The sequence below is a fragment of the Shewanella indica genome (assembly GCF_002836975.1).
Taxonomy (GTDB): Bacteria; Pseudomonadota; Gammaproteobacteria; order Enterobacterales; family Shewanellaceae; genus Shewanella; species Shewanella indica.
Genome location: NZ_NIJK01000027.1, coordinates 87,517 through 113,183, shown reverse-complemented (window position 1 = coordinate 113,183; position 25,667 = coordinate 87,517). Strand labels below are relative to the sequence as shown.

18 protein-coding genes are annotated in these 25,667 nt (G+C 55.2%); 12 read left to right on the top strand and 6 right to left on the bottom strand.

Going from position 1 to position 25,667, the window contains the following annotated elements:
* Nucleotides 1-68 precede the first annotated feature (68 nt).
* The gene (gene pepB / locus CX650_RS07495; protein WP_101095468.1) at nucleotides 69-1,346 is read left to right on the top strand and encodes an aminopeptidase PepB; all 1,278 of its coding nucleotides are present in this window, start codon (nucleotides 69-71) and stop codon (nucleotides 1,344-1,346) included.
* A gap of 91 nt (nucleotides 1,347-1,437) precedes the next feature.
* The gene (locus tag CX650_RS07490) at nucleotides 1,438-1,896 is read left to right on the top strand and encodes a GNAT family N-acetyltransferase (protein ID WP_071475785.1); all 459 of its coding nucleotides are present in this window, start codon (nucleotides 1,438-1,440) and stop codon (nucleotides 1,894-1,896) included.
* A gap of 1 nt (nucleotide 1,897) precedes the next feature.
* Here the strand turns inward: CX650_RS07490 and thpR are convergent, their stop codons facing one another.
* On the bottom strand, nucleotides 1,898-2,446 hold the full coding sequence (gene thpR, locus CX650_RS07485; protein WP_101095467.1) for an RNA 2',3'-cyclic phosphodiesterase: 549 nt from the start codon (nucleotides 2,444-2,446) through the stop codon (nucleotides 1,898-1,900).
* A gap of 156 nt (nucleotides 2,447-2,602) precedes the next feature.
* Here thpR and CX650_RS07480 point away from each other — a divergent pair, with 156 nt between their 5' ends.
* The 3 genes from CX650_RS07480 (at nucleotide 2,603) to mrcB (ending at nucleotide 9,736) form a co-directional block, all read left to right on the top strand.
* The gene (locus CX650_RS07480) at nucleotides 2,603-4,774 is read left to right on the top strand and encodes a putative bifunctional diguanylate cyclase/phosphodiesterase (RefSeq protein ID WP_101095466.1); all 2,172 of its coding nucleotides are present in this window, start codon (nucleotides 2,603-2,605) and stop codon (nucleotides 4,772-4,774) included.
* A 64-nt stretch (nucleotides 4,775-4,838) separates the two neighbouring features.
* The gene (hrpB, locus tag CX650_RS07475) at nucleotides 4,839-7,394 is read left to right on the top strand and encodes an ATP-dependent helicase HrpB (RefSeq protein WP_101095465.1); all 2,556 of its coding nucleotides are present in this window, start codon (nucleotides 4,839-4,841) and stop codon (nucleotides 7,392-7,394) included.
* A 14-nt stretch (nucleotides 7,395-7,408) separates the two neighbouring features.
* Nucleotides 7,409-9,736, top strand: coding sequence for a penicillin-binding protein 1B (mrcB, locus tag CX650_RS07470; RefSeq protein ID WP_101095464.1), 2,328 nt, complete (start codon nucleotides 7,409-7,411; stop codon nucleotides 9,734-9,736).
* A gap of 422 nt (nucleotides 9,737-10,158) precedes the next feature.
* Here mrcB and CX650_RS07460 read toward each other — a convergent pair whose 3' ends face one another.
* Nucleotides 10,159-10,866: a hypothetical protein gene (locus CX650_RS07460; protein ID WP_101095462.1), complete on the bottom strand. Its 708-nt coding sequence runs from the start codon at nucleotides 10,864-10,866 to the stop codon at nucleotides 10,159-10,161.
* Between the two features lie 137 nt (nucleotides 10,867-11,003).
* On the opposite strand from CX650_RS07460, the gene CX650_RS20535 reads away from it, so the two are divergent.
* Nucleotides 11,004-11,132, top strand: a complete 129-nt coding sequence (locus tag CX650_RS20535) for a hypothetical protein (protein ID WP_264184784.1) — start codon at nucleotides 11,004-11,006, stop codon at nucleotides 11,130-11,132.
* Nucleotides 11,133-11,352: 220 nt separating this feature from the next.
* On the opposite strand, the gene pntB is transcribed toward CX650_RS20535, so the two are convergent.
* Nucleotides 11,353-12,837 (bottom strand): Re/Si-specific NAD(P)(+) transhydrogenase subunit beta, encoded by a 1,485-nt coding sequence (pntB, locus tag CX650_RS07455; RefSeq protein ID WP_101095461.1) that lies wholly within the window; start codon nucleotides 12,835-12,837, stop codon nucleotides 11,353-11,355.
* A gap of 11 nt (nucleotides 12,838-12,848) precedes the next feature.
* A complete protein-coding gene (gene pntA / locus CX650_RS07450; protein WP_039033109.1) occupies nucleotides 12,849-14,375 on the bottom strand; it encodes a Re/Si-specific NAD(P)(+) transhydrogenase subunit alpha in 1,527 nt (508 codons plus the stop codon).
* A gap of 434 nt (nucleotides 14,376-14,809) precedes the next feature.
* Between pntA and CX650_RS07445 the strand changes: the two genes are divergently transcribed.
* Genes CX650_RS07445 through CX650_RS07435 form a run of 3 tightly spaced genes read left to right on the top strand, consistent with a single transcriptional unit; the run spans nucleotide 14,810 to nucleotide 19,117 of the window.
* Entirely contained in the window at nucleotides 14,810-16,624 is a 1,815-nt protein-coding gene (locus CX650_RS07445) for an assimilatory sulfite reductase (NADPH) flavoprotein subunit (protein ID WP_101095460.1), read from the top strand.
* Nucleotides 16,625-16,656: 32 nt separating this feature from the next.
* On the top strand, nucleotides 16,657-18,363 hold the full coding sequence (cysI, locus tag CX650_RS07440; protein ID WP_101095459.1) for an assimilatory sulfite reductase (NADPH) hemoprotein subunit: 1,707 nt from the start codon (nucleotides 16,657-16,659) through the stop codon (nucleotides 18,361-18,363).
* A complete protein-coding gene (locus CX650_RS07435) occupies nucleotides 18,356-19,117 on the top strand; it encodes a phosphoadenylyl-sulfate reductase (protein ID WP_101095458.1) in 762 nt (253 codons plus the stop codon). The genes cysI and CX650_RS07435 overlap by 8 nt, the downstream gene beginning before the upstream one ends.
* 547 nt (nucleotides 19,118-19,664) lie before the next feature.
* On the opposite strand, the gene CX650_RS07430 is transcribed toward CX650_RS07435, so the two are convergent.
* Together CX650_RS07430 and CX650_RS07425 are read right to left on the bottom strand one after the other, a co-directional pair.
* Entirely contained in the window at nucleotides 19,665-21,137 is a 1,473-nt protein-coding gene (locus tag CX650_RS07430) for a S41 family peptidase (RefSeq protein ID WP_101095457.1), read from the bottom strand.
* 71 nt (nucleotides 21,138-21,208) lie between these two features.
* A complete protein-coding gene (locus CX650_RS07425; RefSeq protein ID WP_189484289.1) occupies nucleotides 21,209-22,120 on the bottom strand; it encodes a phospholipase A in 912 nt (303 codons plus the stop codon).
* Nucleotides 22,121-22,503: 383 nt separating this feature from the next.
* Here CX650_RS07425 and cobA point away from each other — a divergent pair, with 383 nt between their 5' ends.
* From cobA to cysN, 3 genes are read left to right on the top strand one after another with little or no spacing between them, the layout of a single operon-like run.
* Nucleotides 22,504-23,325: a uroporphyrinogen-III C-methyltransferase gene (gene cobA, locus CX650_RS07420; RefSeq protein WP_039033114.1), complete on the top strand. Its 822-nt coding sequence runs from the start codon at nucleotides 22,504-22,506 to the stop codon at nucleotides 23,323-23,325.
* Nucleotides 23,326-23,343: 18 nt separating this feature from the next.
* Nucleotides 23,344-24,252: a sulfate adenylyltransferase subunit CysD gene (gene cysD, locus CX650_RS07415; protein ID WP_025009976.1), complete on the top strand. Its 909-nt coding sequence runs from the start codon at nucleotides 23,344-23,346 to the stop codon at nucleotides 24,250-24,252.
* A complete protein-coding gene (gene cysN, locus CX650_RS07410; RefSeq protein ID WP_101095456.1) occupies nucleotides 24,252-25,667 on the top strand; it encodes a sulfate adenylyltransferase subunit CysN in 1,416 nt (471 codons plus the stop codon). Before cysD ends, cysN begins: the two co-directional genes overlap by 1 nt.

Here is a 25,667-nt window from a genome sequence, read left to right as displayed (position 1 = left end):
GAATGCAGTACACTGGACGCAATTGTGGCGCCTTGCGTTCACTACATATAAAAGAAGAAGGAATCGAAATGAGTCAATCCATGAAGATAGCGCTGACCCATGAAGCCCCAGCGGCCCATTGGGGCAAGGCCGATGTAACCTACAATGCTGAGCAGGCTCAGATCCACCTGCAGGGAAACGATGCCCTGCGACAAATCCAGATGGCCGCCCGTAAGCTGCGTAACCAGGGGATCAATCAGGTTTCTTTGGTGGGAGAGGGTTGGGATCTCAACAGTCAATGGGCCTTTGCCCAGGGCTTTGTCACCGCCAAAGGCGGCCATGAGATCCAGTGGGCCGGTGATGAGGCGCTCAAGGGTGCGCTGACCAGCAGGGCTTACAGCGCATCGTTTGCCCGCAGTCTTATTAATGAAACACCGGAAAACCTGCCACCTCTGAAACTGGCGCAGCAGGCGGCCAATTGGCTGGCCGAGCTCGGCGGTGACAAGGTCAGCTACCGGATAGTTGAAGGAGAAGCCTTGCTGCAGGAGCAGTGGATAGGCATTCATGCGGTTGGCCGCGGCAGCGAAAGGCCACCAGCGTTGCTGGAACTGGACTTCAACCCTCTGGGGGAAGATGCTCCCGTGTCCGTCGCGTTGGTAGGTAAAGGGATCACCTTTGACTCAGGCGGATACAGCATCAAGGCTTCCGAAGGCATGCTGGGCATGAAGGCCGATATGGGCGGCGCGGCAACGGTTGCTGCGGCGCTGGGGCTGGCGATTCAGAACGGTCTCGACAAGCGGGTTAAACTCTACCTCTGCTGCGCCGAGAACCTGATCAGTGGTCGTGCCTATAAGCTGGGAGACATACTGACCTACAAGAACGGCACCACGGTTGAAGTGGTCAATACCGATGCCGAGGGGCGCTTGGTGCTGGCCGATGGTCTGCAGGCCGCCTGCGCCAGCGGTGCGACTCGGGTTATCGATGCCGCCACCCTGACCGGCGCCGCCGTGATGGCCGTTGGCCGCAACTATAACGCCATCTTCTCCCCCAGTCAGCCACTGCTGGCGTTGACGCAGCAAAAGGCGGCTCTAGTGGCCGAAAATGTTTGGCCTTTGCCGCTGGAGCCTTGGCATAAAGAGATGTGTCCTTCTGCCTATGCCGATACCGCCAACAGCCGCCCGGTAAAAGGTGGCGGCGCCGGTGGCGCTTCCAATGCCGCTGGTTTCCTGTGGCGTTTTGTCAATGAAGGTGTCGATTGGCTGCATATCGATCTGGCCGCCGCATTTGAAGACAATGCTTCGGCTCTTTGGGCTGCAGGCGCCACGACTCATGGTATGTTGACCATAGCCGAACTGCTGGCGGACTGAGTCATAGGGAATTAACGCCCAAACCAAGCCGCCCACAGGGCGGCTTTTTAATGCCTGTGTATCGCTATTTTTCAACGAAGGGAAGTGCAGGATGAAGTTACGCAAGGCAAGAAAGGAAGACGCACAAGCTGCCTGGGATATCCGTAATCTGGCGATTCAGGCCGGTTGCCAGGAGGTTTACACAAAGGCAGAGCTCAGAATTTGGACCCAAGGCGAGATGCCCTCTGTCTTTATCACCATGGTGGAGAGAGACTTTTATCTCATCGAACATCAGGGAAAAATACTGGCGACCGGCATGCTGGATAACGACCGAATTGAAGCCCTGTTCGTGCATCCACAAGCCATGGGCCAAGGGCTTGGGCGCGACTTACTCGCTTATCTCGAGTCTTTGGCGCGTGAAAGAGGCGTGACCGTGCTGACGCTGGAGTCTACCCTCAATGCCGCCGACTTCTATCGCAGTTGTGGCTTTTGCGGTGAGGGGATAAGCCAATATCACTCCCCAAGAGGCATAGTGCTCGACTGCGTGGTGATGCACAAGGCGCTTAAGTGATTCAGCCGCTTAACGGCCAGCTGGCCAATATCTGGTACTCGACGCCGGTTGGAGTACTCAAAGACTCGTAGAGTTGCAGCTCGCTTGGCGTTAAATTGAGCGTTGGAACATCTTCGAGTTCCGGTAGGTTGTTGGCCCTTCGCATCAAGGTGATATGGGGGCGGTAATCATATTCGCTGCTATGCAGCTCAAGATTTGTTGCCAGTTGTTGCGCCGCCTTGGCGAGCGCCATTAACGCTGGATCTTCGGCTATGCCGGCCAGGCAGAGTATTTTCGGCCCGGGCCAGAAACAGAGATGCTCGAGCCGCAACCGAAAGCGTTTCAAGGGCAAGCCGGGAATGGCTGCGAGTAAATCCCCGAGCTGTTCTGCCGTCACCTGGCCGAGAAACGCCAGGGTGAGATGCAGATTGGCCTCAGTCACTTTCTTGAGACCTGGGGCTGACGGTTCATAAGCTTGTTCACAAGCCTGCTGTAACTTCAGCAAGCTTGCTCTTTCTGCCGCGGCTGGCGAGAATCCGAGAAATAGTCTTTTACGCGTAATTGGGCTCATTTTTCGTTTCCGGTTAAGGCCTTGGCTTATACTCTTGACCTATACTGTGGCTTATACCATTTTGCATGAGAGTTGACTCACTGCGTTAAAATGGAAGCATAATGGTATCAGATGGATTCTTCAGTTCAGGAACAGTCGTAAGGAAATGACCCCATTATGTCCGTGAGTCTAGCCAATCAATTGCAACATGCCCTGGTGGATGTCTTCAGCGATTCTCCGTTGATCACCCTGGAGCAGAATGTTGATCGCGCCCTGGAGATCATCACCCGGCAACTGGATTGTGACGGGGTATTTGTGCTGGCGGCCGGAAAGGCTCCCGGGCGGCTCAAGACCCGTAATCTCTACCTCAAACCCCAATTCAATACTCTGCAAGCCACCCGAGAGTGGGGGTTGGGGAACATGCCTTTTTTTCGCAATCTGTTACGCCATCCCAAACTCCTGACCCTGGACAGTATTGAAGAGCTTCCCAAGGAAGCTCAGGAAGAGAAACGTTTTTTACGCCAGTGGCAGGTACGTAGCCTGCTGGTGCTGCCGCCACTGCATCTGGGGGAGACCCATATCGCCGTCGGTGCCTTGCAATGCGGTGGTGAAAAGCGCTGGCAGGAGGACTTTGTCAATGAGCTTAGCCATGCGGCCGCCATGATAGGCTCGGCGATGGAACTGACCCGTATCGCATTGGCGCTGCTGGCCAGTGAGCGCAAGTATCAGGAGTTGTTTCAGCAGTTACCCCTGGCTTGCGGGCAGTTGGATAGCAGCAACCAACTGACCATGATGAACCGGATAGCCAAACAGACACTGGTAGCCGCTGATAGCCAGGATCTGCTGACCTTGGTGCGTGAGGATGACAAGGGCATTTTGCTCGATACCCTGGCCGTGGTGCGCGATGGGGTATTGAATCAGGCCTGGTGTGAGGTTGGTTTTCAGCATGGACAGGAGCTCTCCTGGCAAAAGCTAAGTATCAGTCGTAGCAAGGCTGATAAGCGTACCCTGGTGTTGATGGCTGAAGATGTCAGTGAACGCCACAGATTGGCCAGCGAGCTGTCATTCCATGCCAATTATGATGCTTTGACCGGCCTGCCCAATCGGGTGCATTTCGAAGCCTTGCTGGCCAAAGTGCTCGGCGAGGAACAGGCTCCTCCTGTGTGTATTGCCTTTGTGGATCTGGATCAGTTTCGGGTGATCAACAATGTCAGCGGGCATATCGCGGGTGACAGGCTCTTGTGTCAGGTGGCGCAGCGGCTCAAGCAGCTGGTGCGCAAGGGGGATGTGGTGGCCAGGCTCGGCGGCGATGAGTTCGGGATCCTGATGCATTTTTGTAACCCAGAGTCGGCCAAACATATCGCTGAGCGTATCTGTCAGCAGCTGTTTAATCATGAATTCAACTGGGAAAACCGCAAACATGGGGTCTCGGCCAGCATAGGCATAGCCCAGTTGGAACCATTGGCGCAGGACATCTATACCGTTATGGGCCAGGCCGATGCCGCTTGCCGGCTGGCCAAGGAGCAGGGGCGCAATGGCTGGTTACTCTACGACAGCAGCGATCCCCGCCTCAAGCGGCTCTACAGCGAAATGACCGCCTCGGTCGATGTCCTGGGAGCCCTGGCCAACGACAAATTTGAGCTCTATTTTCAGGAGATCCGCCCGCTGGAGGCTACAGATAGCGGTATGCATCTGGAGATCTTGCTGCGTATGTATCAGGAGGAGGGAGAGATGCTGTCACCGGCGATATTTCTGCCGGCGGCAGAGCGTTATAACCTGGCGTCCAGAGTGGATCGCTGGGTGATAGATCATCTGCTGCTTTGGGGCAATCGGCATCTTGAGTTGTGGCAGTCCCTGTCTTTGGTGTCGCTGAACCTTTCGGCGTCCTCGCTTGAGGATGAGGAGTTTATGGACTGGCTTGAGATGCGTCTGCTGGCCGAGCCCGAGTTGGTCGATAAGCTGTGTATCGAAATCACCGAAACTTCGGTTCTCAGTCAGCTCGAGCAGGCTCATAGGTTGATTGAACTGCTCAAACCTTTGGGTTGTAAGCTGGCGATGGATGACTTTGGCGCCGGCTTTTCCTCTTTTGCCTACCTTAAACAGTTGGCGGTGGATTATGTGAAGATTGACGGCCAGTTTGTGGTCAATCTCTGTGAAGACAAGGCGGATCAGGCGATCATTGCCGCCATGTGCCAGTTGGGGAGGCAGATGGCGTTTCAAACTATTGCCGAGTTTGTGGAAACCGAGGCAATAGTGGCGAAACTGCGGGATCTGGGGGTGGATTATGCTCAAGGTTACGCCATAGGCAAACCCAGGCCCTTACTTGAGCTGAGTGAGCTACCCCGTTAGGTTAGCCACGGCGGCGGAAACTGGTTACACTGAGCGCCTGTTTTTGTAAGCCATGCCCTGAATCTTGAACGACTTACCCATTCAATCTCTGTTGCCTCAACTGCGCCAAACCTTGGCCAGTTGCCTGCAAGTTATCCTCGAAGCGCCTACCGGAGCCGGTAAATCCACCGCGCTGCCCTTGGCACTGCTCGACTGGCCGGAAATCGACGGCAAGATCCTTATGCTGGAGCCCAGACGGGTGGCGGCTCGGGCCATCGCCGGCTTTTTAGCGCGCCAAAGAGGGCAGGCGCTGGGGCAAGAGGTGGGGTTCAGGATTCGCGGTGAGAGTCAGGTCAGCGGCAACACCCGACTCGAGATCATCACCGAGGGGGTGCTGACCCGCATGATCCAGCAGGACCCTGAGCTCAAGGGCGTTGCCATGATCATTTTCGATGAGATCCATGAGCGCCATCTGAGCACAGATCTCGGTCTGGCGTTGGCACTGGAAGTGCAGGCCTCATTGCGGGACGATTTACACTTGCTGGCCATGTCGGCAACGCTCGAAGGTTTGCCGTTACACACCTTGATGCCGGATGCCAAGCTACTTGCCAGTGAGGGCCGCAGCTACCCTGTGACTATCGCCTACAGCGCTGTTTCGGCGCAGAGGCGCAGCGGTTCGGGGTCCGGCTCTGGCATGGCGCCTTGGCTTGAACATATGGGGCGGCAGTTGCTGGCGCTGCTGGACCCTCAGCAGGCCGGCGCTTTGGGGGCTAGCGAAGCGCAGCAACAGGGCTCGATACTCGCCTTCCTGCCGGGACAGGGGGAAATTCAGCGCCTCAAGCACTATCTGCAATCCAGAGTTGCGGCCAATGTGCGCATTTGTCCTCTCTACGGCTCACTGAGTGCCAAAGAGCAGGATGCGGCGATTGCCCCGGCCAATGCCGGTGAGCGTAAGCTGGTATTGTCCACCAACCTGGCGGAATCCAGTCTGACCATAGAGGGGATTACTCTGGTGGTGGACAGTGGTTACAAGCGCCAGGCCAGTTTCAACCCCCGCAGCGGCGTGACCCGTTTGGGACTCAAGCGTATCAGCCAGGCATCGGCCACTCAAAGAGCCGGGCGGGCTGGGCGCACCAGTGCGGGTTTCTGCTTAAGGCTTTGGGGCCAGGAGGAGCACGGCCGCTTGCCGCAGGCGGATGAGCCGGAAATCTTGCATGCCGACTTGCTCTCCATGGCCTTGGATGCCGCTTGCTGGGGTGTGCGTAGCCTCAGTGACTTGCCTTTACTGACGCCACCGGCCAGAGCCAATGAGGCGGTGGCCTGGCAGCTGTTGCAGTCGCTGCAATTGGTAGACAGGCAACGTAAGCTTACCGCCCATGGCCGCGCGGCCTATGCACTGGGGGCGCAGCCACGGCTGGCGCATATGCTGCTCCGGGCGCAGAGTTTGGGGCAGGGGCGCGGCGAACCTGAGCTCGCCGGTCTGGCTTGTCTGCTGGCTGCCTTATTGGAGGCCAGAAGCCTTGCGGGCAACGGCGCCGATATCATGGATAAACTTTCTCAGGCCACTCAAGGCCTTGAGGCCAGACAAGTCGGCAACTGGCTCAGACGCTTAGGGCTTAATGGCAAGGCGGCAGACTTTCTGAAATTGGCGAATCGTGCCGATTGCGCCCTGTTGTTGGCGCTGGCATTTCCTGACAGGATAGCCAAGGCAAGAGGCGTCGAGGGTTACCAGTTGGCCAATGGCAGCGGCGTGGTGCTCGATGCCGGTGACAGCCTCAGCGGCTGCGAGTTTCTGGTGGTGGCCGATTACCAGGAGACCGAGGGCCGCAGCGCCGGCCGCATCTATCTGGCGGCCGAATTACCGGCGGGGTTGCTGGAAAATGAGCTGGCTTTTCTCTGCACTTGGCAACAGCAGGCGGGCTGGGATGAGTCCAAGGGACGTTTCTTTGCCGAGCGCCAACTGCGTCTGGGGGAGATAGTGCTCAAGCGGGAAGCCGAGAAAGAGGCGGATCCCAAGCTGAGGGCTCAGGCGATTATGACGTTGCTGCGCAGCAAAGGCTTGGCGCTGCTCAATATGGATGAGGATGTCAGGCAGCTCCAGTTCAGGCTGGCACTGGCAAGATCCAAAGATCCGAGCCTATTTCCGGACAGCAGCGATCCGGCGCTGCTGGATTCTCTCGAGGAGTGGTTGGAGCCGTTTTTGAGCGATATCAAGCAGCTAAAGGGGTTAATGGCATTGGATATCAAGCAGCTGCTGCTCAATCGCCTCGAGTGGCAGGCGCAGCAGATGCTGAATGAATGGCTACCGAGCCATTGGAAAATGGCCACGGGCACCCGGGCGCCGATCCGCTATGATGCCGGCGGGCGGGCGCTGCTGAGCGTGCGTCTGCAGGAAGCGCTGGGCATGGCCGAAAGCCCGCGGCTACTGCAAGGGGAGCTGACCGTAACCATGGAACTCTTGTCTCCGGCGCAGCGCCCCTTGGCACTGACGGCCGATCTGGCCAGCTTTTGGCAAGGGCCCTATGTCGAAGTGAAAAAAGAGATGCGTGGGCGCTACCCTAAACACCTGTGGCCCGACGATCCGGCTAATACTTTGCCGACCAAATTCACCAAGAAAAAGACCTTGAATATCCAGCAGTAAATTTTGGGATAAGCATGACCACCAAGAAAAGTACCACGAAAAAAAGTACCAGAAAAACCAGCAGCAAGAGCAAGCCGGCGCGGCAAAGCTCCGGGTTGTGGCGCAGGTTATGGTCGATAACCTGGAAGCTGGCCCTTATTCTGGTAGCGGCGTTGACCATCTATTGTATCTACCTGGATCAGATCATCGCCCGTAAGTTTGAAGGGCAGAAGTGGCACCTGCCGGCGCAGGTGTTCAGTCGCTCAATGGCACTCTATCCCGGGGCGGCGGTGAGCCACGCCCAGCTGATGGCCGAACTTAAGCTGCTGGGCTATCGCAAGGTGGCCAATCCGCGCCAGGTGGGGGAGTTTTCTGCCTCCAGTACCCGAATCGAGCTGTGGCGTCGCCCCTTCCTGCATCCTGAGGGAAGCCAGGCAGAGCAGCGGGTGATGATAAGTTTCGACTCCAACGGCGTCACTTCGGTGGCGCGCATGAGCGACAAACGTCAACTGGCGGTGTTTCATCTCGAACCTGTGCTGCTGGACAGGATCATCGCCGGTGATGGTGAGGACAGGCTATTTGTACCAACCGAACAGATCCCCGAACACATAGTCGAAGCGCTTATTTTGGTGGAAGACCGCAGCTTCTATGAGCACCACGGGGTGAATCCCTTTGCCATCGCCCGTGCCCTGCTGGTCAATATCAGTGCCGGTCGCACGGTACAGGGCGGCTCAACCCTGACCCAGCAGCTGGCGAAGAACTTCTTCCTCTCCAGCGAGCGCTCCTTAATCCGTAAGGCCAGGGAGGCCTTGATGGCGCTGATTATCGATTTTCGTTACAGCAAGGATGAAATTCTCGAGGCCTATCTCAATGAGGTCTACATGGGGCAGGACAAATCCAGAGCCGTGCATGGCATGGGGCTGGCATCGCAATTCTATTTTGGCCGCCCGGTCGGAGAGCTGACCCTGGCACAGCAAGCCTTCCTGGTCGCCGCTATCAAGGGGCCATCCTACTACAACCCTTGGCGCTATCCTGACAGGGCTCAGGAGCGGCGCGATCTGGTGCTCAGGTTGTTGATGGAAGGCAGCAAAATTTCTGTCGACCAATACAAGGCGGCAGCGGAGTCGCCGCTGGGATTAAGGCGCTCGGATAAGCCGGTGCACCAGAAACTGCCGGCCTTCTTTGCCGTGGTTAAACAGGAACTCAAGGACCGCTATGGTGCGGCGCTGCTGAAGCAGTCCGGCGTCAAGGTCTATACCACTTTGGATCCCATGGCGCAGGAATCTGCCGAAAACGCCGTTGAGCGAACCCTGAAGGAGCTTGGCAAGAAAGATAAAGAGGTGCAGGTGGGCATGGTGGTGACCGACAAGTACAGCGCCGGGATTGCCGCCATGGTGGGCGATAAGGTGCCGGGCTACGAGGGTTTCAACCGGGCGGTGGAAATTCGCCGTCCCATAGGTTCACTGGTTAAGCCGTTTGTTTATGCCACGGCGCTGGCACAGGGCAGTAAGTTCAATCTCGCCAGCCCCCTCAAAGATGAGGCCATTACCCTCAAGAATGAGCAGGGCAAGACCTGGTCGCCCCAGAATGTGGATCGCAAGTTCCGCGGCCAGGTGCCGCTGTTGACGGCGTTCAAGAAATCGATGAACGTGCCGACCGTGAATCTGGGCATGATGGTTGGCGTCGATGCCGTAGCCGCGACGCTAAAAGAGGCCGGTTGGAATGAAGCTGTATCGGCTTATCCTTCCATGTTGCTCGGCGCCGTGAACGGTTCCCCCTTGATGGTGGCGCAGGTATATCAGACCCTGGCGGACGGAGGTCGTTATCGTAAGCTCAATGCGGTGACTGCCGTGCTGGACAGCGACAACCAGCCCCTGCCTGTGGCCAGTATGCCACGCCATGAGGCGATAACGCCTGCGGCCAACTATCTGGTGCAGTACGCCATGACCAAGGTGGTGGAGTCCGGCACGGCTTCGCGTCTTGGGGCGGCTTTCCCCGGAGTGATGCTGGCGGGCAAGACGGGCACCAGCAACGACCGCCGCGATTCCTGGTTTGCCGGATTTGACGAGCGTAACGTTGCCGCCGTTTGGGTTGGCCGTGATGACAACGGCAAGACCCAGTTCTATGGCAGCAGTGGTGCCATGACTGTCTATCAACGTTTCCTCGCCGAGCGGCCGCCGCTGGGGCTGAGATTGCCGCCGGTCAACGGTGTGGTGCAGGGCTATTTCGACCGGGATACAGGTGCGGCGAAACAAGCCGATTGCCGTAATGTGGTGGCGGTTCCTGCGCTGGCCGACAGTTATCATCCGGCACCCAACTGCGGTGAACCTTTGCCTTGGTGGAAACGGATCCTCGGTGGTTAACGGCTAAAACTAAGCAGGGCGGCTATACCAGCGGCCCTGCTTATTGAGCAGGCCAAGCTGGGGCACTGAGTGTGCGTGAGCTTTAATCGGGGGGTCTTCCACACCAACTTTTGGAGGGGGAAATGGACCAACAAGCGGTTGTTCTATCCCAGAGTGGCTGTGAATCGTACCGTTTTGTTCACAGTAATGGCATAGTGATACCACATTGCCAGATTACGTTTAATGCCATTCTCAAGGCAGTGCTTATCCTTGTGAATTTCCCCTCAGGGAAAGGTCACCAAGTGCAAGGTAAAGTTATTGCAGCGGAGGGAGAGCTGAAGGCTCGCACTAGAGTAACTAAGACAACTTCTGACAGGTGAAATTCTGAGTACAAAAAAGCCCCTGTAATTAATTCTACTGGGGCTTTTTGGCAATCCTTTTAATTAAGGATTTAGAACAGGATACCCTTGGCAACTATCTTGTATACACGGAGTTTCGTTTGAGATACTCCATGACCCAGAATAATTATTATACATAAAAGTTTGTTCAGACTCTCTTGCGGTAAAACGAACAACGAAAGGAGTGTATTGGGAAATACTCGATTGCATTGCCATCTCGGTGATTCCTACGTACATCATGAGTGAGCCATAGCCTCCCCAACTTTGTAGTAGACGTCCCTCGACTTCTATCCGCTCAATTTCATCATCTTCACCTGATCTGGTTTGAAACACCTTATCCAGAGCAATGTTATGCAACTTTGCATTCAGTCTAGAGTAGGTTGCATATTGAGTGATAAGTCTATCCATTGAAGACTCTGGAATACCAAGACTTTGAGCCATGTTTAGCCTACGTGCTTTTATCAAAGCAAAGAGTTCACTCTTTTGCTCAACAGAAAGTGTAGAATAAGTAGTTCCAGCCCCCAAAGAGTTGATGTAAGTAGTCGTTTTTAAAAGAGGTTCTCCTAGGGTTTTCTTCCCTGACATCAGCTGATTTAATTCAGCTGAAAAGTGCAGGTAAGCCTCTGGACTTTGAAAACCAAAGTACTGAGCGTGAGCTTCTACTTTTTTTTGCACATCGCTTTCTGGTTTCGCAATCGCGTTTTGAGAGCAACACCCCAATAACAGAATTGCAAGTAAGATCCGTATACTCATTTCACATCTCCTTTGCATTTTTTAATCTGAGTATATCTAACAGACCTAACTTGCAGGGTCAATGATTTGATTGTCCATAAATTGAACAGTGAACGGGCGGAGATTAGGTGGGCTAGAGACCACTAAAGCCGGTCTTAGTGGCAGGTATGCACTTCTCTTATCTCATGGCGCAAGAAGCCGCCGAAAACGCCGTTGAGCGAACCCTGACGGAGCTTGGCAAGAAAGATAAAGAGGTGCAGGTGGGCATGGTAGTTGTTTCGGCATAGTGATGTCGCATTGCCAGATTGCTTTTAATACCATTCTCCAAAGCTGAGTTTATCTTTGTGAATCTCCCCCAGTGCCACGAGGACTTATTCGCACCTTCCCTAAAGACAGCTTGGGGGCAGGAGATAGCGGCCTGAGTGCTCAAACCTGCAAAGAGCAGGTAAAAGAAGAGGGAGCCATCAGGATCCCTCTATTACTCATGCTGTTACTGCGATAGGCTACTTAGAGTGATTTCAAAATCGCTTCTACGCTGGCCTTGGCATCGCCGAACAACATTTGGGTGTTGTCTTTGAAGAACAGCGGGTTCTGCACCCCGGCATAACCTGTGTTCATCGAGCGTTTGAAGCCGATGACGTTGCGGGCCTTCCACACTTCTAGTACCGGCATGCCGGCGATTGGGCTGGAAGGATCTTCAGTGGCCGCCGGGTTAACCGTATCGTTGGCGCCTATCACCAGTACTGTATCTGTGTCTTCGAAATCATCATTGATTTCGTCCATCTCCAGCACTATGTCATAAGGCACTTTGGCCTCGGCCAACAGCACGTTCATATGGCCCGGCAGACGCCCGGCAACCGGGTGGATACCGAAGCGCACCTTAACCCCCAGATTACGCAGTTTCTGGGTGATCTCGGCCACGGGATACTGTGCCTGGGCCACCGCCATGCCGTATCCGGGGGTGATGATCACTGAGCTGGAGTTTTTCAGCAGCTCGGCCACATCCTCGGCCGTGGTTTCACGGTATTCGCCCATCTCTTCATCACCGCTGGAAACGGCGCCATCGGTACCGAAACCACCGGCAATCACAGAGATAAAGGAACGGTTCATCGCCTTACACATGATGTAAGACAGGATGGCACCGGAAGAACCTACCAGGGCACCTGTGACGATCAGCAGGTCGTTGGACAACATAAAGCCCGCCGCTGCAGCCGCCCAGCCAGAGTAGGAGTTGAGCATGGATACCACAACCGGCATGTCGGCGCCGCCTATGCTGGCTACCAGGTGCCAGCCAAAGGCAAAGGCTATCAGTGTCATGATCAGCAGAGGCCAGATGCTGCCACCTACGTTGACGAAGTAAATCATCAGCAGCAGGGATACCACTACCGCCAGCAGGTTGAGCTTGTGGCGATGAGGCAACATCATCGGCTTGGAGGAGATAATGCCTCTGAGTTTGCCGAATGCCACCACAGAACCGGTGAAGGTCACGGCACCGATGAAGATCCCCAGGAAGACTTCCACCAGGTGGATGTTGAGCATGGCGCCAGTCATGGGCTCATGCGCTGCCGAGGCGGCGGCTTGCTCTATGGCTGCCCTGGCGGCTTCCAGAGTGGCATTGAGGTCATTACCGACAGTGACTATTACTTCGTTCATCGCCTGTGGGTGCAGGCCGAGGAAAGAGTTGAAACCCACCAATACGGCGGCCATACCCACAAAGCTGTGGAGAATGGCGACCAGCTCAGGCATTTCTGTCATCTCAACCTTGAGCGCCAGACGAATACCTATGGCACCGCCTATCACCATGGCGAGAATGATCCAGTGAACCCCATTGGTTTCAGGATTCAGTATGGTAGCGATCAAAGCGATCGACATCCCTATAACCCCAAACAGGTTTCCATTTTTTGCAGACTCCTGCTTCGATAAGCCGGCGAGGCTTAAGATGAAGAACAGGGCCGCTATGATATAGGCTGCTGTTACCAGTCCTTGAGACACGATATACCCCCTTAATCCTTACGGAACATCTTCAGCATGCGCTGGGTGACGGTAAAGCCACCAAAGATGTTGATACTGGCAATCAGCACGGCGATAAATGCCAGTGCGGTCATCAGGGCCGAGCCCTGGCCAACCTGCAGCAGTGCACCTACCACAATAATGCCGGAAATAGCGTTGGTGACTGACATCAATGGCGTATGCAGCGCATGAGTCACGTTCCAAACCACGTAGTAACCCACCACACAGGCGAGCACGAATACAGTAAAGTGCGACAGGAACTCAGCCGGAGCCACCGAGGCCACGGCGCCGAACGCGGCCACACCCAGAGCGCCCAAAATATACTTGAGCTTGGATGGCGCTTTCTCTTCAGCCTTTTTCGGCTCGACTTTGGCAGCCGGTTTCTTGGGCGCTGCGGTCACTGAGATCTGTGGCGGCGGGAAGGTGACTTCACCTGCCTTGACGACCGTCATGTTGCGCATCACCACGTCTTCGAAGTCTATGCTGGCGTTGCCGTCTTTCTCCTTGCACATCAGCTTCATCAGGTTCACCAGGTTGGTGCCGTAAAGCTGGGAGGATTGTGCCGGCAAACGCCCTGGCAGATCTGTGTAACCTATGACTTTAACGCCATTGTCGGTCACAAAGAGTTCGCCGCTTTGGGTGTATTCGCAGTTGCCGCCGGTAGCGGCCGCCAGGTCCACTATCACTGAGCCCGGCTTCATGGAGTCGACCATCTCTTTGGTGATGAGCTTGGGCGCAGGTTTGCCTGGAATCAGTGCTGTGGTGATGATGATATCCACTTCCTTGGCTTGCTCGGCGAACAGCGCCATTTCAGCCTTGATGAATTCATCAGACATCACTTTGGCATAGCCATCGCTGGAAGAGCCGTCTTCCCCGCCGAAGTCCAATTTGAGGAATTCACCGCCCATGGATTCGATCTGTTCGGCCACTTCCAGACGGGTATCGAAGGCGCGCACTATGGCGCCCAATGAACCGGCGGCACCAATGGCGGCAAGACCGGCAACCCCGGCACCTATCACCAGCACCTTGGCCGGTGGGACTTTACCCGCGGCAGTAATTTGGCCGGTAAAGAAACGGCCAAACTCATGGGCAGCTTCCACCACGGCGCGATAACCGCCGATATTGGCCATGGATGAGAGGGCGTCTAGGGACTGGGCACGGGAGATCCGCGGCACCATGTCCATCGCCATCACATTGATGTTGCGCTGTGACAACTTTTCCACCAATTCAGGATTTTGGGCCGGCCAGATAAAACTTACCAGGGTGGCTCCATCTTTGATTTGGCTGATTTCATCTTCGGTTGGCGCGTTGACCTTAAAGATCAAGTCGGCCTGCCATACATTCGGTACCACACTGGCACCGGCGGCTTCGAAGGCGGCATCACTGAAGCTGGACAGCGCACCCGCGCCTGCTTCCACTGCCACTTCAAAGCCGAGTTTTTTAAGTTGCTCTACCGTTGCCGGGGTCGCAGCGACCCGGGTTTCACCGGCGAGACTCTCTCTCGGTATTCCAATCTGCATGACTATTCCCTGATGGTTGATAAACAAAATTCACCCCGCCAAAACTCCGCTGGCAGAGTGAAAGAATGCAAGTCTGTTGACCTGGACTCGGGGGACTGGTCTTTCCCTTTCCATTGGGGACTTCCTGAAATGTTTTCAGGAACCAAGCCCGCTCATGAATGAAATCCTGGGTGTGGGGTACAGATATTCCTTTCATGGCACCTAGCGTGCTTTTGGCATTGTCGCAAGTCTTTCAATGGAAACAAGCTCATATTCTTCATGTGGTGTGTTTCTCCACTGGTCAGAGCAAATTCTTTGCGCCAGGCCACACTTTTGCAGCTTAATTTTTATACCATGCATATTCCTTATTGATATAAAAAATTAAATATTATTCTTTTTTGCTTTTCGATAGTGGGGCTAAGCTGCTGACATTACTCTGTCACCGGGCCGTCTCAATGTTACTGAAACAACTCTCTTCACTGGCTTCGCCACTCTCAGCACCACAAGTGGATAAGCTTAAACAACTCACCGCCGAGCTCAGCCCGCTGCAGCTGGCATGGGTCAGTGGTTATCTGGCCGCCAGCGCTCAGGGGCAGGAGGGCGCTTCCCCCCAAAGCCAGAGCGGGCAAACTCTGACCATACTCTATGGCAGTCAGACGGGCAATGGCCGGGGTATCGCCAAGGCTTTGGCCGCCAAGGCCCAGAGTCTGGGCTATGGCGTTAACCTGGCATCTATGGGCGAATACAATGTCCGGAACCTCAAGCAGGAAACCCTGCTGGTGGCCGTGGTGAGTACCCATGGTGAAGGTGAAGCCCCCGATGATGCCATTGAGCTGCACAAGTTTCTCGGCTCCAAACGCGCCCCCAAGCTGGATAAGCTTCAGTATGCGGTTCTCTCGCTGGGGGATTCCTCCTATGAGTTTTTCTGCCAGACAGGTAAAGACTTCGATGCTCGCCTGAGCGCCCTCGGGGCCAAGTCTTTACTGCCGAGAGTGGACTGTGATGTGGACTATCAGTTACAGAGTGACAGCTGGCAAACCGAGCTGCTTGAGCAGGTTAAGCCTCTGCTGCAGGCGACCGATGGCGCAGCGACCAATGTGGTGTCCATCAATGCCGTCAATGCAGGTATCAATGGCAATATCGGTCAGGAATATGATAAGCAAAACCCCTACAGCGCCGAAGTGATAGTCAGCCAGAAACTGACGGGCCGGGATTCACTCAAGGATATCCGTCATCTGGAAATCGATTTGGGCGAGTCGGCCATCAGCTATCAGGCGGGTGATGCGCTGGGGGTCTATTTCCATAACGATGAGGCTCTGGTGGCCGAAATTCTCGAGGCGCTTGCGCTGGCGCCGGATACCCGGGTCAAGCTTGGCAGCGAGTCTGTGGAGCTGCGTGATGCTCTGATTGAGAGCAAAGAGCTGACCCAGCTCTATCCCGGTCTGGTGCAGTTTTGGGCCGAAACCGTAGAAAGCGGCGAGCTGCTTACTATCAGTCAAGACAAGGAGCAGACCCGGCAGTTTATTCTCAGCCACCAACTGGTGGACCTGGTGAAACGTTATCCTCTCAATGGCGCCAAGCTGGATTCTGCCCAGGCTCTGTTGGACAAGCTGCGCCCTATTACCCCTAGGCTTTACTCCATCGCCTCGAGTCAGAGTGAAGTGGAGTCTGAAGTGCATCTCACAGTGGCGCTGGTGGAGGAGGAGCGTGATGGCCAACGCCGTTTCGGCGCCGCCTCTCACTTCCTGGCCCGGGCCGAGGAGGGCGCTCAGGTGCGGGTGTATGTGGAACCCAACAAGCACTTCCGCCTGCCCGAAGACCCACAGACGCCAGTGATCATGATAGGGCCGGGAACCGGTGTCGCGCCATTTCGGGCCTTCATGCAACAAAGAGTGGCCGAGGGCGTGGCCGGCGACAGCTGGCTGTTCTTCGGTAATCCCCATTTCGAGCAGGATTTTCTCTATCAGACCGAGTGGCAACAGTACCTCAAGAGTGGCGCCCTGAGCCGGATCTCGCTGGCCTTCTCCCGGGATCAAGCAGAGAAAGTCTATGTTCAGCACAAGATTAAACAACAGGCCAAAGAGCTGTGGCAGTGGCTTGAGCGCGGGGCTCATATCTACCTGTGCGGCGATGCCGAGCGAATGGCCAAAGATGTGCACCAGGCACTGCTTGAAGTGGCCATGGAGCAAGGCGGTTTGACGAGCGAGGCCGCCGAAGCGTTTCTCGATCAACTGCGCAGCGCCAAGCGTTACCAGAAAGATGTCTACTGAGCTGAAGAACCTAGGAATAAAGAGATAAGGCCATGAGTGAGCAGAAATTATCCGCCAACGAGCATATCAAGACCGACAGTGACTATCTGCGCGGCACCATACGCGAGGGTCTGGGCACGGAAGTGACAGGCGCCTTCAGCGACGACGATCAGCAACTGATCAAGTTTCACGGTTTCTATCAGCAGGACGACAGGGATCTGCGCAATGAACGTAAGGAGCAAAAGCTCGAGCCGCTGTACAGCTTTATGCTGCGTGCCCGGGTGCCGGGTGGTGTCTGTACTCCAGAGCAGTGGCTGGGTGTGGACAAGATAGCCTCGGAGCTGACCAGCTCCAACAGCATACGTTTGACGACCCGGCAGACATTCCAGTACCACGGCATCCCCAAGCGCAACCTGAAAACCATTATTCAGGGGCTGGACAGGGAAGCGCTGGACTCGATTGCCGCCTGTGGTGATGTGAACCGCAACGTCATGTGTAACCCCAACCCGGTAGAGTCCAAGCTGCATCAGCAGGCTTATTTCTGGGCCAAGAAATTGTCGGATCATCTGCTGCCGCACACCCGTGCCTATGCCGAAATTTGGCTCGACGAGGAGAAGCTGCTCAGCACAGAAGATGAGCAGTCGGCTGCGGTCGAGCCTGTATACGGCAAGACCTACCTGCCGCGTAAGTTCAAGATGGCGGTAGCTGTGCCACCGGACAACGACGTGGATGTTTACACCAATGACCTGGGTTTTATTGCCGTGGCGCAAGAGGGGGAGCTGGTGGGCTTCAATCTGGTGGCCGGTGGCGGTATGGGCTCGACCCATGGCGAAGTGGAAACCTTCCCGCGGCTGGCCGATGACTTTGGTTTTATCAAGGCCGAAGACACCATTAAGTTTGCCGAGGCCGTGATGACAGTGCAGCGCGATTGGGGTAACCGCAGCAATCGTAAACGCTCCCGTCTCAAATACACCATAGTGGATCACGGCTTTGAGGCCTTTAAGGCCGAGGTTGAGAAGCGCGCCGGGGTTAAGTTCGCCCCCAAGCGTGATGTGGTCATTGGCGATCGCGGTGACAGATACGGCTGGGTTAAAGGCATAGACAACCACTGGCACCTGACCCTGTTTATCGAAGGTGGCCGGGTGAAAGATACCCAGGGTAAGTTGTTGCAGACCGGGCTTCGGGAAATCGCCAAGATACATAAGGGCGATTTTCGGATGACTTCCAACCAGAACATTATCATCGCCAAAGTGGCGGATGAGGATAAGGCTGAAATCGAAGCACTGGCACGTAAGTATGGTCTGATGGGGCAGGTGATCACCGCAACCCGTGGCCATTCTATCGCCTGTGTGGCGCTGCCGACCTGCGCCCTGGCTATGGCCGAAGCCGAGCGTTATTTCCCCGAGTTTATCGATCATGTGGATGCGCTGCAGGCCAAGCACGCCATAGGTGAGCAGGCGATAGTCGTGCGTATGACGGGCTGTCCCAACGGTTGTGCCCGCCCCTTTGCCGCCGAGATCGGTTTTGTGGGCAAGGCCCCTGGGCGCTACAACATGTATCTGGGCGCCAGCTTCGAAGGCACCCGATTGAACAAGATGTACCGTGAAAATATTCAGGAAGCCGAGATCCTCAGCGAGCTCGATGCCCTGTTTGGTCGCTATGCCGCCGAGCGCGAAATCGGCGAGAGCTTCGGTGATTTCACGGTGCGCGCCGGAATAGTAAAACCTGTATTGGACGCCGCGAGGGACTTTCATGGCTGATACCACAAGTTTATTGCACAGCGCCGAGGCGCTGCTGGCCTTGCTGGATGCGCCGGCCTCTGAGCAGCAAAGTGCCCTCGCTGCCATCAATGGCTATCTTGGCGGATTGAGCGCTGAGGAGCGGATCCAATGGGCCCTGGCCTATCTGCCCGGAAGTCATGCCCTGTCGTCCAGCTTTGGTATTCAGGCGGCAGTGATGCTGCATCTGGTGAACTCGGTGCAGCAAGGCACACAAGTGATTTTGACCGACACCGGCTACCTGTTTCCCGAGACCTACCGCTTTATCGATCAACTGACAGAGCGACTCGGACTCAATCTCAAGGTCTATCGGGCCGAGACGAGCGCCGCCTGGCAGGAGGCCAGATTCGGTAAGCTGTGGCAGCAGGGGCTTGAAGGGCTGGAGCAATACAATCGCATCAATAAGGTGGAACCGATGCAGCGGGCACTGGCTGAGCTGGATGTCGGCACCTGGTTTGCCGGTTTGCGCCGTTCCCAGGCATCGACCCGGGAGGCGTTGCCGATTTTGGCTATCCACGGCAAGCGCTACAAGATGCTGCCGATTATCGAGTGGAGCAACAAACAGGTGCATGAGTATCTCAAGTGCTATGACTTGCCCTATCACCCTCTCTGGGAGCAGGGTTATGTCTCTGTGGGTGATAGCCATTCGAGCAAGCCCCTGGAGCTGGGGATGACGGAAGAAGAGACACGTTTCAACGGGTTAAAACGCGAGTGCGGATTGCACTATGAGATCTGATTTTGGGGCCGCTGTCATCAGCGGCCTTTTTCTGTCTGTGGACAAGTTGTCCGGCTTGTCATCTTGTGGTCATCTTGGAAAGTTAACCTTGAGGATTCCTATTGTTACGGTCTTCTAACCGTTGAGGGTTATACTTTAGTACATATTTGTTCACAGGGTTATGCACAGGGCGGTTTTCTGGTTTATAATCCATAGTTCCCGCTGGGGGAAGTGTGATATGTCATTCTGTATCGGGTGTTTTTATGAAACATCGGCTTAGCGGCAGGCAGTGCAGTCGGCAATACACATCAAGACGGCTCGCCTTTATGGCATCGGTTGCCCAGGTTTTTTCAGCAGTCGGTCGCGAGTGACCCCGAGCTTTGATTGGCTTGCTGGCGCAGCTTCAAAGCACTCTCCGTGTCCCGGATAGCCCACTTACCCTTTCATGGGGCTATCCGGGAATTGTTTGTTCCAAACTTCAACTTCATCTATGTCTCTACTAACTAAGGTTTTCATCAAGTGACTTTTTGAATGAGTCAACTATTGAAAATAAGATGCCGGAGAGGGGCTACCGAGCAGTTGAGCTGGGCGTAGTCGAGCTTAATTGAGTCTTGGGTTCCATGAGTTCTGATTGAGCATCCTTAGACTTTCGCAAACGCTGCTCCGGGGAGATGAGTGACAGTAATCCCTGCCATTGCAAGGGGGCATCTGTAGGTAGCAACAGGTCCGGTTCTGTGCCGACTCCGGAAAGCAACTGACCATAACCGTCATAGCCAAGCGAGGCGCTGATACTCAGTTTAAGGCCGCTGGCCGGCAGGGTGAAATGATGTAAACGCCCCAGATCGCCGCGGGTCGGTTCGCCCACCAACAACGCCCTGCGCCAGCGTTTGGCGGCATAGGCAATCCATTCACACTCCTGACGACAGTCCGGGCCGATAAGCAGGACCAGGCGCCCCGACTCAGGCACGGGCGCTGCAGTCAGTTTTGGGATCGGTCGGGCATACCAGTGACTCAGGTTGGGCTGTGGCTGATTGTCCAGTGCGGCCTGTACCGGCGGAAACGGTGCGAATTGAGTGAGCGGTTCAAAGTGCAGAGGCTGCAGAAAGTCGCGCCGTAGCTGCGGTGAGCGGCGGTAGCGGCTATAGCCCAGTGGTTGGCTGCTGAGTCCATCTTGATAGTTGCCGAGAAACTGCAGCAGGCTGTCGCTGAATCCGTTGGCGTGGCGCAGATCCAGCACCAGGGTGTGATTACTCATCGCGCGCAGCAGATCTTGTTGCAGCTGAGGGTCTGTCTCTATGGCGTTGAGATCCGTCAAGGTAAACAGGGCTGTGTCAGGCGCCAATTGTTGCCAACTGGCCAGAATAGACAGAGGAGCACTGAGAAACTGCAGCGGTACTTTTATCTCTATATTTTGTGGCTGGAGGTCAGCCCCATAGAGCGTCAGTAGTACCTCATCTTTGACTCTAAGCCCCATCTCCCGCCGCAGAAGATCCAGCTGTTGCAGCCAAGGTATCTGCATAGGTACATTATTTCGCTGCTCCGGCGGCAAAAAGTGATTGGCAATCTTCTGCCAATGGCTGATGGGCAGGCCATCGATATGGCTGATAAAAGGTGTATCACTTTGAAGAGGCTCGTCTCTGTCATTGAGCGCCAGCCATTTGTCTTCCATGGGCTTGAGCCTGAGGGGCAAGACGCCGGAAGGCAGCGCAGCTTGCTTGACTCTGACTCCGGGGTCTTTTAGCTCTCCCAGCAGTTTATTGACTTCGGCGGTGAAACGAATGATAGCTATGCTGTCTCGGTATTCCTGTTTCAGCCGTTGCAGCCGTTTCTCGAGCCGGGATTCAATGTCCGGATCCAGCACCATAAAGGCCGAGTGCTGTTGCAATTGTTTGAGCAGCACAGTCAGATCGGCCTGCATCTGTTTTTGGCTTAACAGCTCTTTTTTCGCAGGCTCAGGCAGCAGGAATCGTCCCAACTGCAGACAGGAGATCAGCAACAGCAGGATAAAGCAGCTAACTATTTCACGGAATCCCGGCTTCATATCTCTCCCTGATATCAGCCTCTGGGCCTATAAACGGCACAGAGGCAATCATTAAGCTCGCCCTTGCTAGCTTACAGGATATCGTTGATGGCGACCCCTATACCTATACGCTGATTGTGATCGTTATAGTCGATAAGGCTTTCGCCGTAGCCATTGAAGTATTGTGCATATAGGCGCAGGTTACCGAGTATGGGGTAACTCCAGGTAAACTCCACCGCGCCGCGGTTGGAACTTTGAAGATTGTTACGCAACATCAGGCTGAATCTGTGGTCGTCTATGCCATAGACGCCGGTCAGCTCGAAATGGCCAAGGTAATCTGTGATATCCGGGTTATCGTCGCCGCGGGGATCTCCCTCATACTCTTTCTCGCTTTCCGGGATCCGCCACCACACCTTGGCCGCCAGGGCGATTGGGCCCTTGTCGAACACCATGGTGCCGTAAATGCGGTTCCAACTGCGGGACAGGTCGCCCGACTTGCCATTGGACTGATGCACGGCGCCAAAGCCCCAGAAGGAGTTGGTGAAACCGGCTATTTTCCAGTCGTTGTTGAACAACATAAAGAGTTCGGGTTCGTGGTTAGTTTCCCGAAACGGCGAGGAGATATCCTTGTTGTATACCTGCCACCAGGATTGATTGGTATAGGCGAAAAACAGGTGACCATTGTCGCCAAACACGTTGTACATCAGCGGGAATTTGAAGCTTATTTGGAATTTGGCTTCATATTTATCCAAGGTTTCATCTTCTGAAGTCGTTTTCGATTCAAAAGGGGCCATATTGGGCGAAGGATTATAGGTGACCGGTAGTATGTAATTGACCTTGTGCGGGGTGATTACAAAGGGTCGCTCTGAGGTTTCCAGTTCCTCTTGCACCCTTTGATCGACCAGCGAAGGGGCATTGTCTTCGGCGGCGGAGAGTTGGCTGGACGGTAATATGACCAGGGCCAAGGTCAGGCCGCTGAGGCTGGAACGGATTTTGGTATACATATTCTTCCCTGTTGTCTCTGAGGCTTGATGGGTGCCCGGCTATAGTTTCGGCTTGAGAGTGTAACATCCTGGCTTTAGCCTGCACATGCCCATCCCGAGTCGTAGTCACTGAGCTTAAACTAGAATTTTTTGCCATAAGTTAGTGCCAAATGCGGCAGTAAACAATAAAAAATTTCATCAACCCGGTTCGACTCTATTTCCGTAATTCATTGAAAGTAAAAAGTAATGTTTTTTATTAACAGATTTATCCGTCCCAGATATCTTTTTCATTACCGCGATTTCCTCTTATATATCTAAAAGTAATAACAACTAATGATTCTCTATTTATAGTGGAATATGTGTAGCCGCTATATTGCTTGCATCAGCAAGATGGGGAATAGCGCATGGAATTACTGACACTGCCCGGTAAGCGGGCCAAGGGCAAAGTTTATCTGCTTGGAGCCGGTCCCGGCGATCCAGAACTATTGACCGTCAAGGCGTGGCACTTGCTTAAGCGCGCCGATGTGGTGCTGTTCGATGCCTTGGTCAGTCCCGAGATCCTGGCGCTGATCCCCGAAGGTGCCGAGCGCATTGCCGTGGGCAAACGGGCCGGTGAGCACAGTGCTTCTCAGAGTGAAATCAATCGTTTGTTGCTGACCAAGGCCTTCACCCGCCAAACCGTGGTCAGACTCAAGGGGGGCGATCCCTTTATCTTCGGTCGCGGCGGCGAGGAGTTGCAGACTCTGGCGCAGGCCGGCGTTGCCTTTGAAGTGGTGCCGGGCATCACGGCCGCCAGCGGTACCGCCGCCTATGCGGGGATTCCCTTGACCCACAGGGATTTTGCCCAGGGGGTCAGCTTTATTACCGGTCATTGCCAGCTGCAAAACCGCCCCATGGATTGGCAAGGCTACGCCAACCCGGCCAACACCCTGGTGGTGTACATGGGGATCCTCAATGCCGGGCTTATTCAGCAACAACTGATTGCCCATGGTCGTAGCCCACAGACGCCGGTGGCCATAGTTTCCAAGGCCACGACCAGGCAGCAGCAGCGTGTTATCGGCACTCTGGAGCAGTTGCAAACCCTGGCTCAGGACTCGCGGGTAGTGATGCCGGCGCTGATGATCATAGGCGAAGTCGTCGCTCTGGCGGACAGCCTCAGCTGGTTTGAACCCGAGGCGGCGAACAATGGCCTGCAACTACAACATGATGCTGTTACAGCACTTTGAATCAATTGGAGAAATAAGATGTCAGGGCCAGTGTTGAGTCACCTTGAACAGTTGGAAGCCGAGAGCATCCAGATCTTTCGCGAAGTTGCCGCCGAATTTGACAACCCGGTGATGTTGTATTCCATCGGCAAGGATTCTTCCGTGCTGTTGCATCTGGCGCGCAAGGCTTTTTATCCGGGCAAGATCCCTTTCCCCTTGCTGCATGTGGATACCGACTGGAAGTTTCGCGAGATGATACGTTTTCGCGATCAGGCGGCCAAGAAGTACGGCTTCGAGCTTCTGGTGCACAAGAACCCGCAAGGCCTGGCGATGGGCATGAATCCCTTTACCTTCGGCTCGGCCAAGCACACAGACGTGATGAAGACCGAAGGCCTGAAACAGGCCCTGGATAAATACGGTTTCGATGCCGCTTTTGGCGGCGCCCGCCGCGACGAGGAGAAGTCCCGCGCCAAGGAACGTGTCTATTCCTTTCGCGATCGCCATCACCGCTGGGATCCCAAAAATCAGCGCCCCGAGCTGTGGCACACCTATAACGGCCAGGTCAACAAGGGGGAGAGTATCAGGGTCTTCCCGCTTTCCAACTGGACCGAGTTGGATATCTGGCAATACATCTATCAGGAAAACATCGACATAGTGCCGCTCTATTTTGCCGAGCAGCGCCCTGTGGTGGAGCGCGATGGCAGCCTGATCATGGTCGATGACGAGCGGATGCCGCTCAATGAAGGCGAAGTGCCCGAGTATCGCCGGGTGCGTTTTCGCACTTTGGGGTGTTATCCCCTGACCGGCGCCATAGAGTCCAGTGCCGCGACACTGGCAGAGATTATCGAAGAGATGTTGCTGTCCCGCTCCAGTGAGCGTCAGGGACGGGTCATCGACAGGGATTCGTCCGGGTCGATGGAAAAGAAAAAGCGTGAGGGGTATTTCTAATGTCGGTTGCACAACAAGTCAATGAGCTGGGTATAGAGCAATATCTTGAAAATCAGCAGCATAAATCGCTTTTGAAGTTTCTGACCTGTGGTTCCGTGGATGACGGCAAGTCAACCCTGATAGGCCGTTTGCTGCACGACAGCGCCCAGATCTATGAAGATCAACTGGCGGCATTGCACAAGGATTCCAAGAGCCATGGCACCACGGGCGAAGCCGTGGATCTGGCCTTGCTGGTGGATGGCCTGCAGGCCGAGCGCGAGCAGGGGATCACCATAGATGTGGCTTATCGTTATTTCTCTACCGAGAAGCGCAAATTCATCATTGCCGACACTCCCGGGCATGAGCAGTACACCCGCAATATGGCGACCGGCGCTTCCAACTGCGATCTGGCGATTATCCTGATCGACGGTCGCTACGGGGTGCAGACCCAGACCCGCAGACACAGCTTTATCTGCTCTCTCTTGGGGATCAAGCAGTTCATCGTGGCCGTCAACAAGATGGATCTGCTGGATTTCAGTGAGGAGCGTTTCGAGGCGATCAAGGCCGACTATCTGGCGTTTGCCGGCCAGTTACAGTTGGAAGAGCTCCGCTTTGTACCGCTGTCGGCACTCGATGGCGACAACCTGGTGAACCGCTCGGCGCGCACCCCTTGGTATCAGGGCGAAACCCTGCTTGCCATGCTGGAGAGTGCGCCTGTGACCGGCTTTAACCACGCCTTCGATGCCCGCTTCCCGGTGCAGTATGTCAGCCGTCCCAACCTGGATTTCCGCGGTTTTGCCGGTACTTTGGCCTCCGGCAGTCTGCAAGTTGGCCAGAGGGTCAAGGTGCTGCCTTCGGGGAAAGAGTCGACTATCGCCTCGATAGTCACCTTCGATGGTGATCGGCAGCAGGGCTATGCCGGCCAGGCACTGACCCTGACTCTGAATGATGAGATAGATATCAGCCGCGGCGATGTGATAGTACCGGCGGCGAGCCCTGTGGGCGTTTCCAACCGGCTGCTGGCCAAGGTGGTGTGGATGCACGAGCAGCCGCTGACACCCGGCAAGCAATACAACATCAAGCTGGGAACCAAAAAGGTGCCCGCCAGTGTCAGCCGCATACTGCACAGCATAGATGTGAATACCCTGGCACAGGATAGTGTTGCCGAGCTGAGCCTCAACACCATAGCCCTGGTTGAACTTGAGCTGAGTGAGGCCCTGGTGTTCGATGCCTATAGTGACAATCGCGATACCGGCGGTTTTATCTTTATCGATCGTATCAGCAATGTCACAGTCGGTGCCGGTATGGTGCAGCAGGCGCTTGGGGAAACTGAAAAAACGACCCATTTCAGTGAGTTTGAATTGGAACTCAATGCCTTGATCCGCAAGCATTTCCCCCATTGGCAGGCGCTGGATATCCGCGCTCAGGGAGACTGA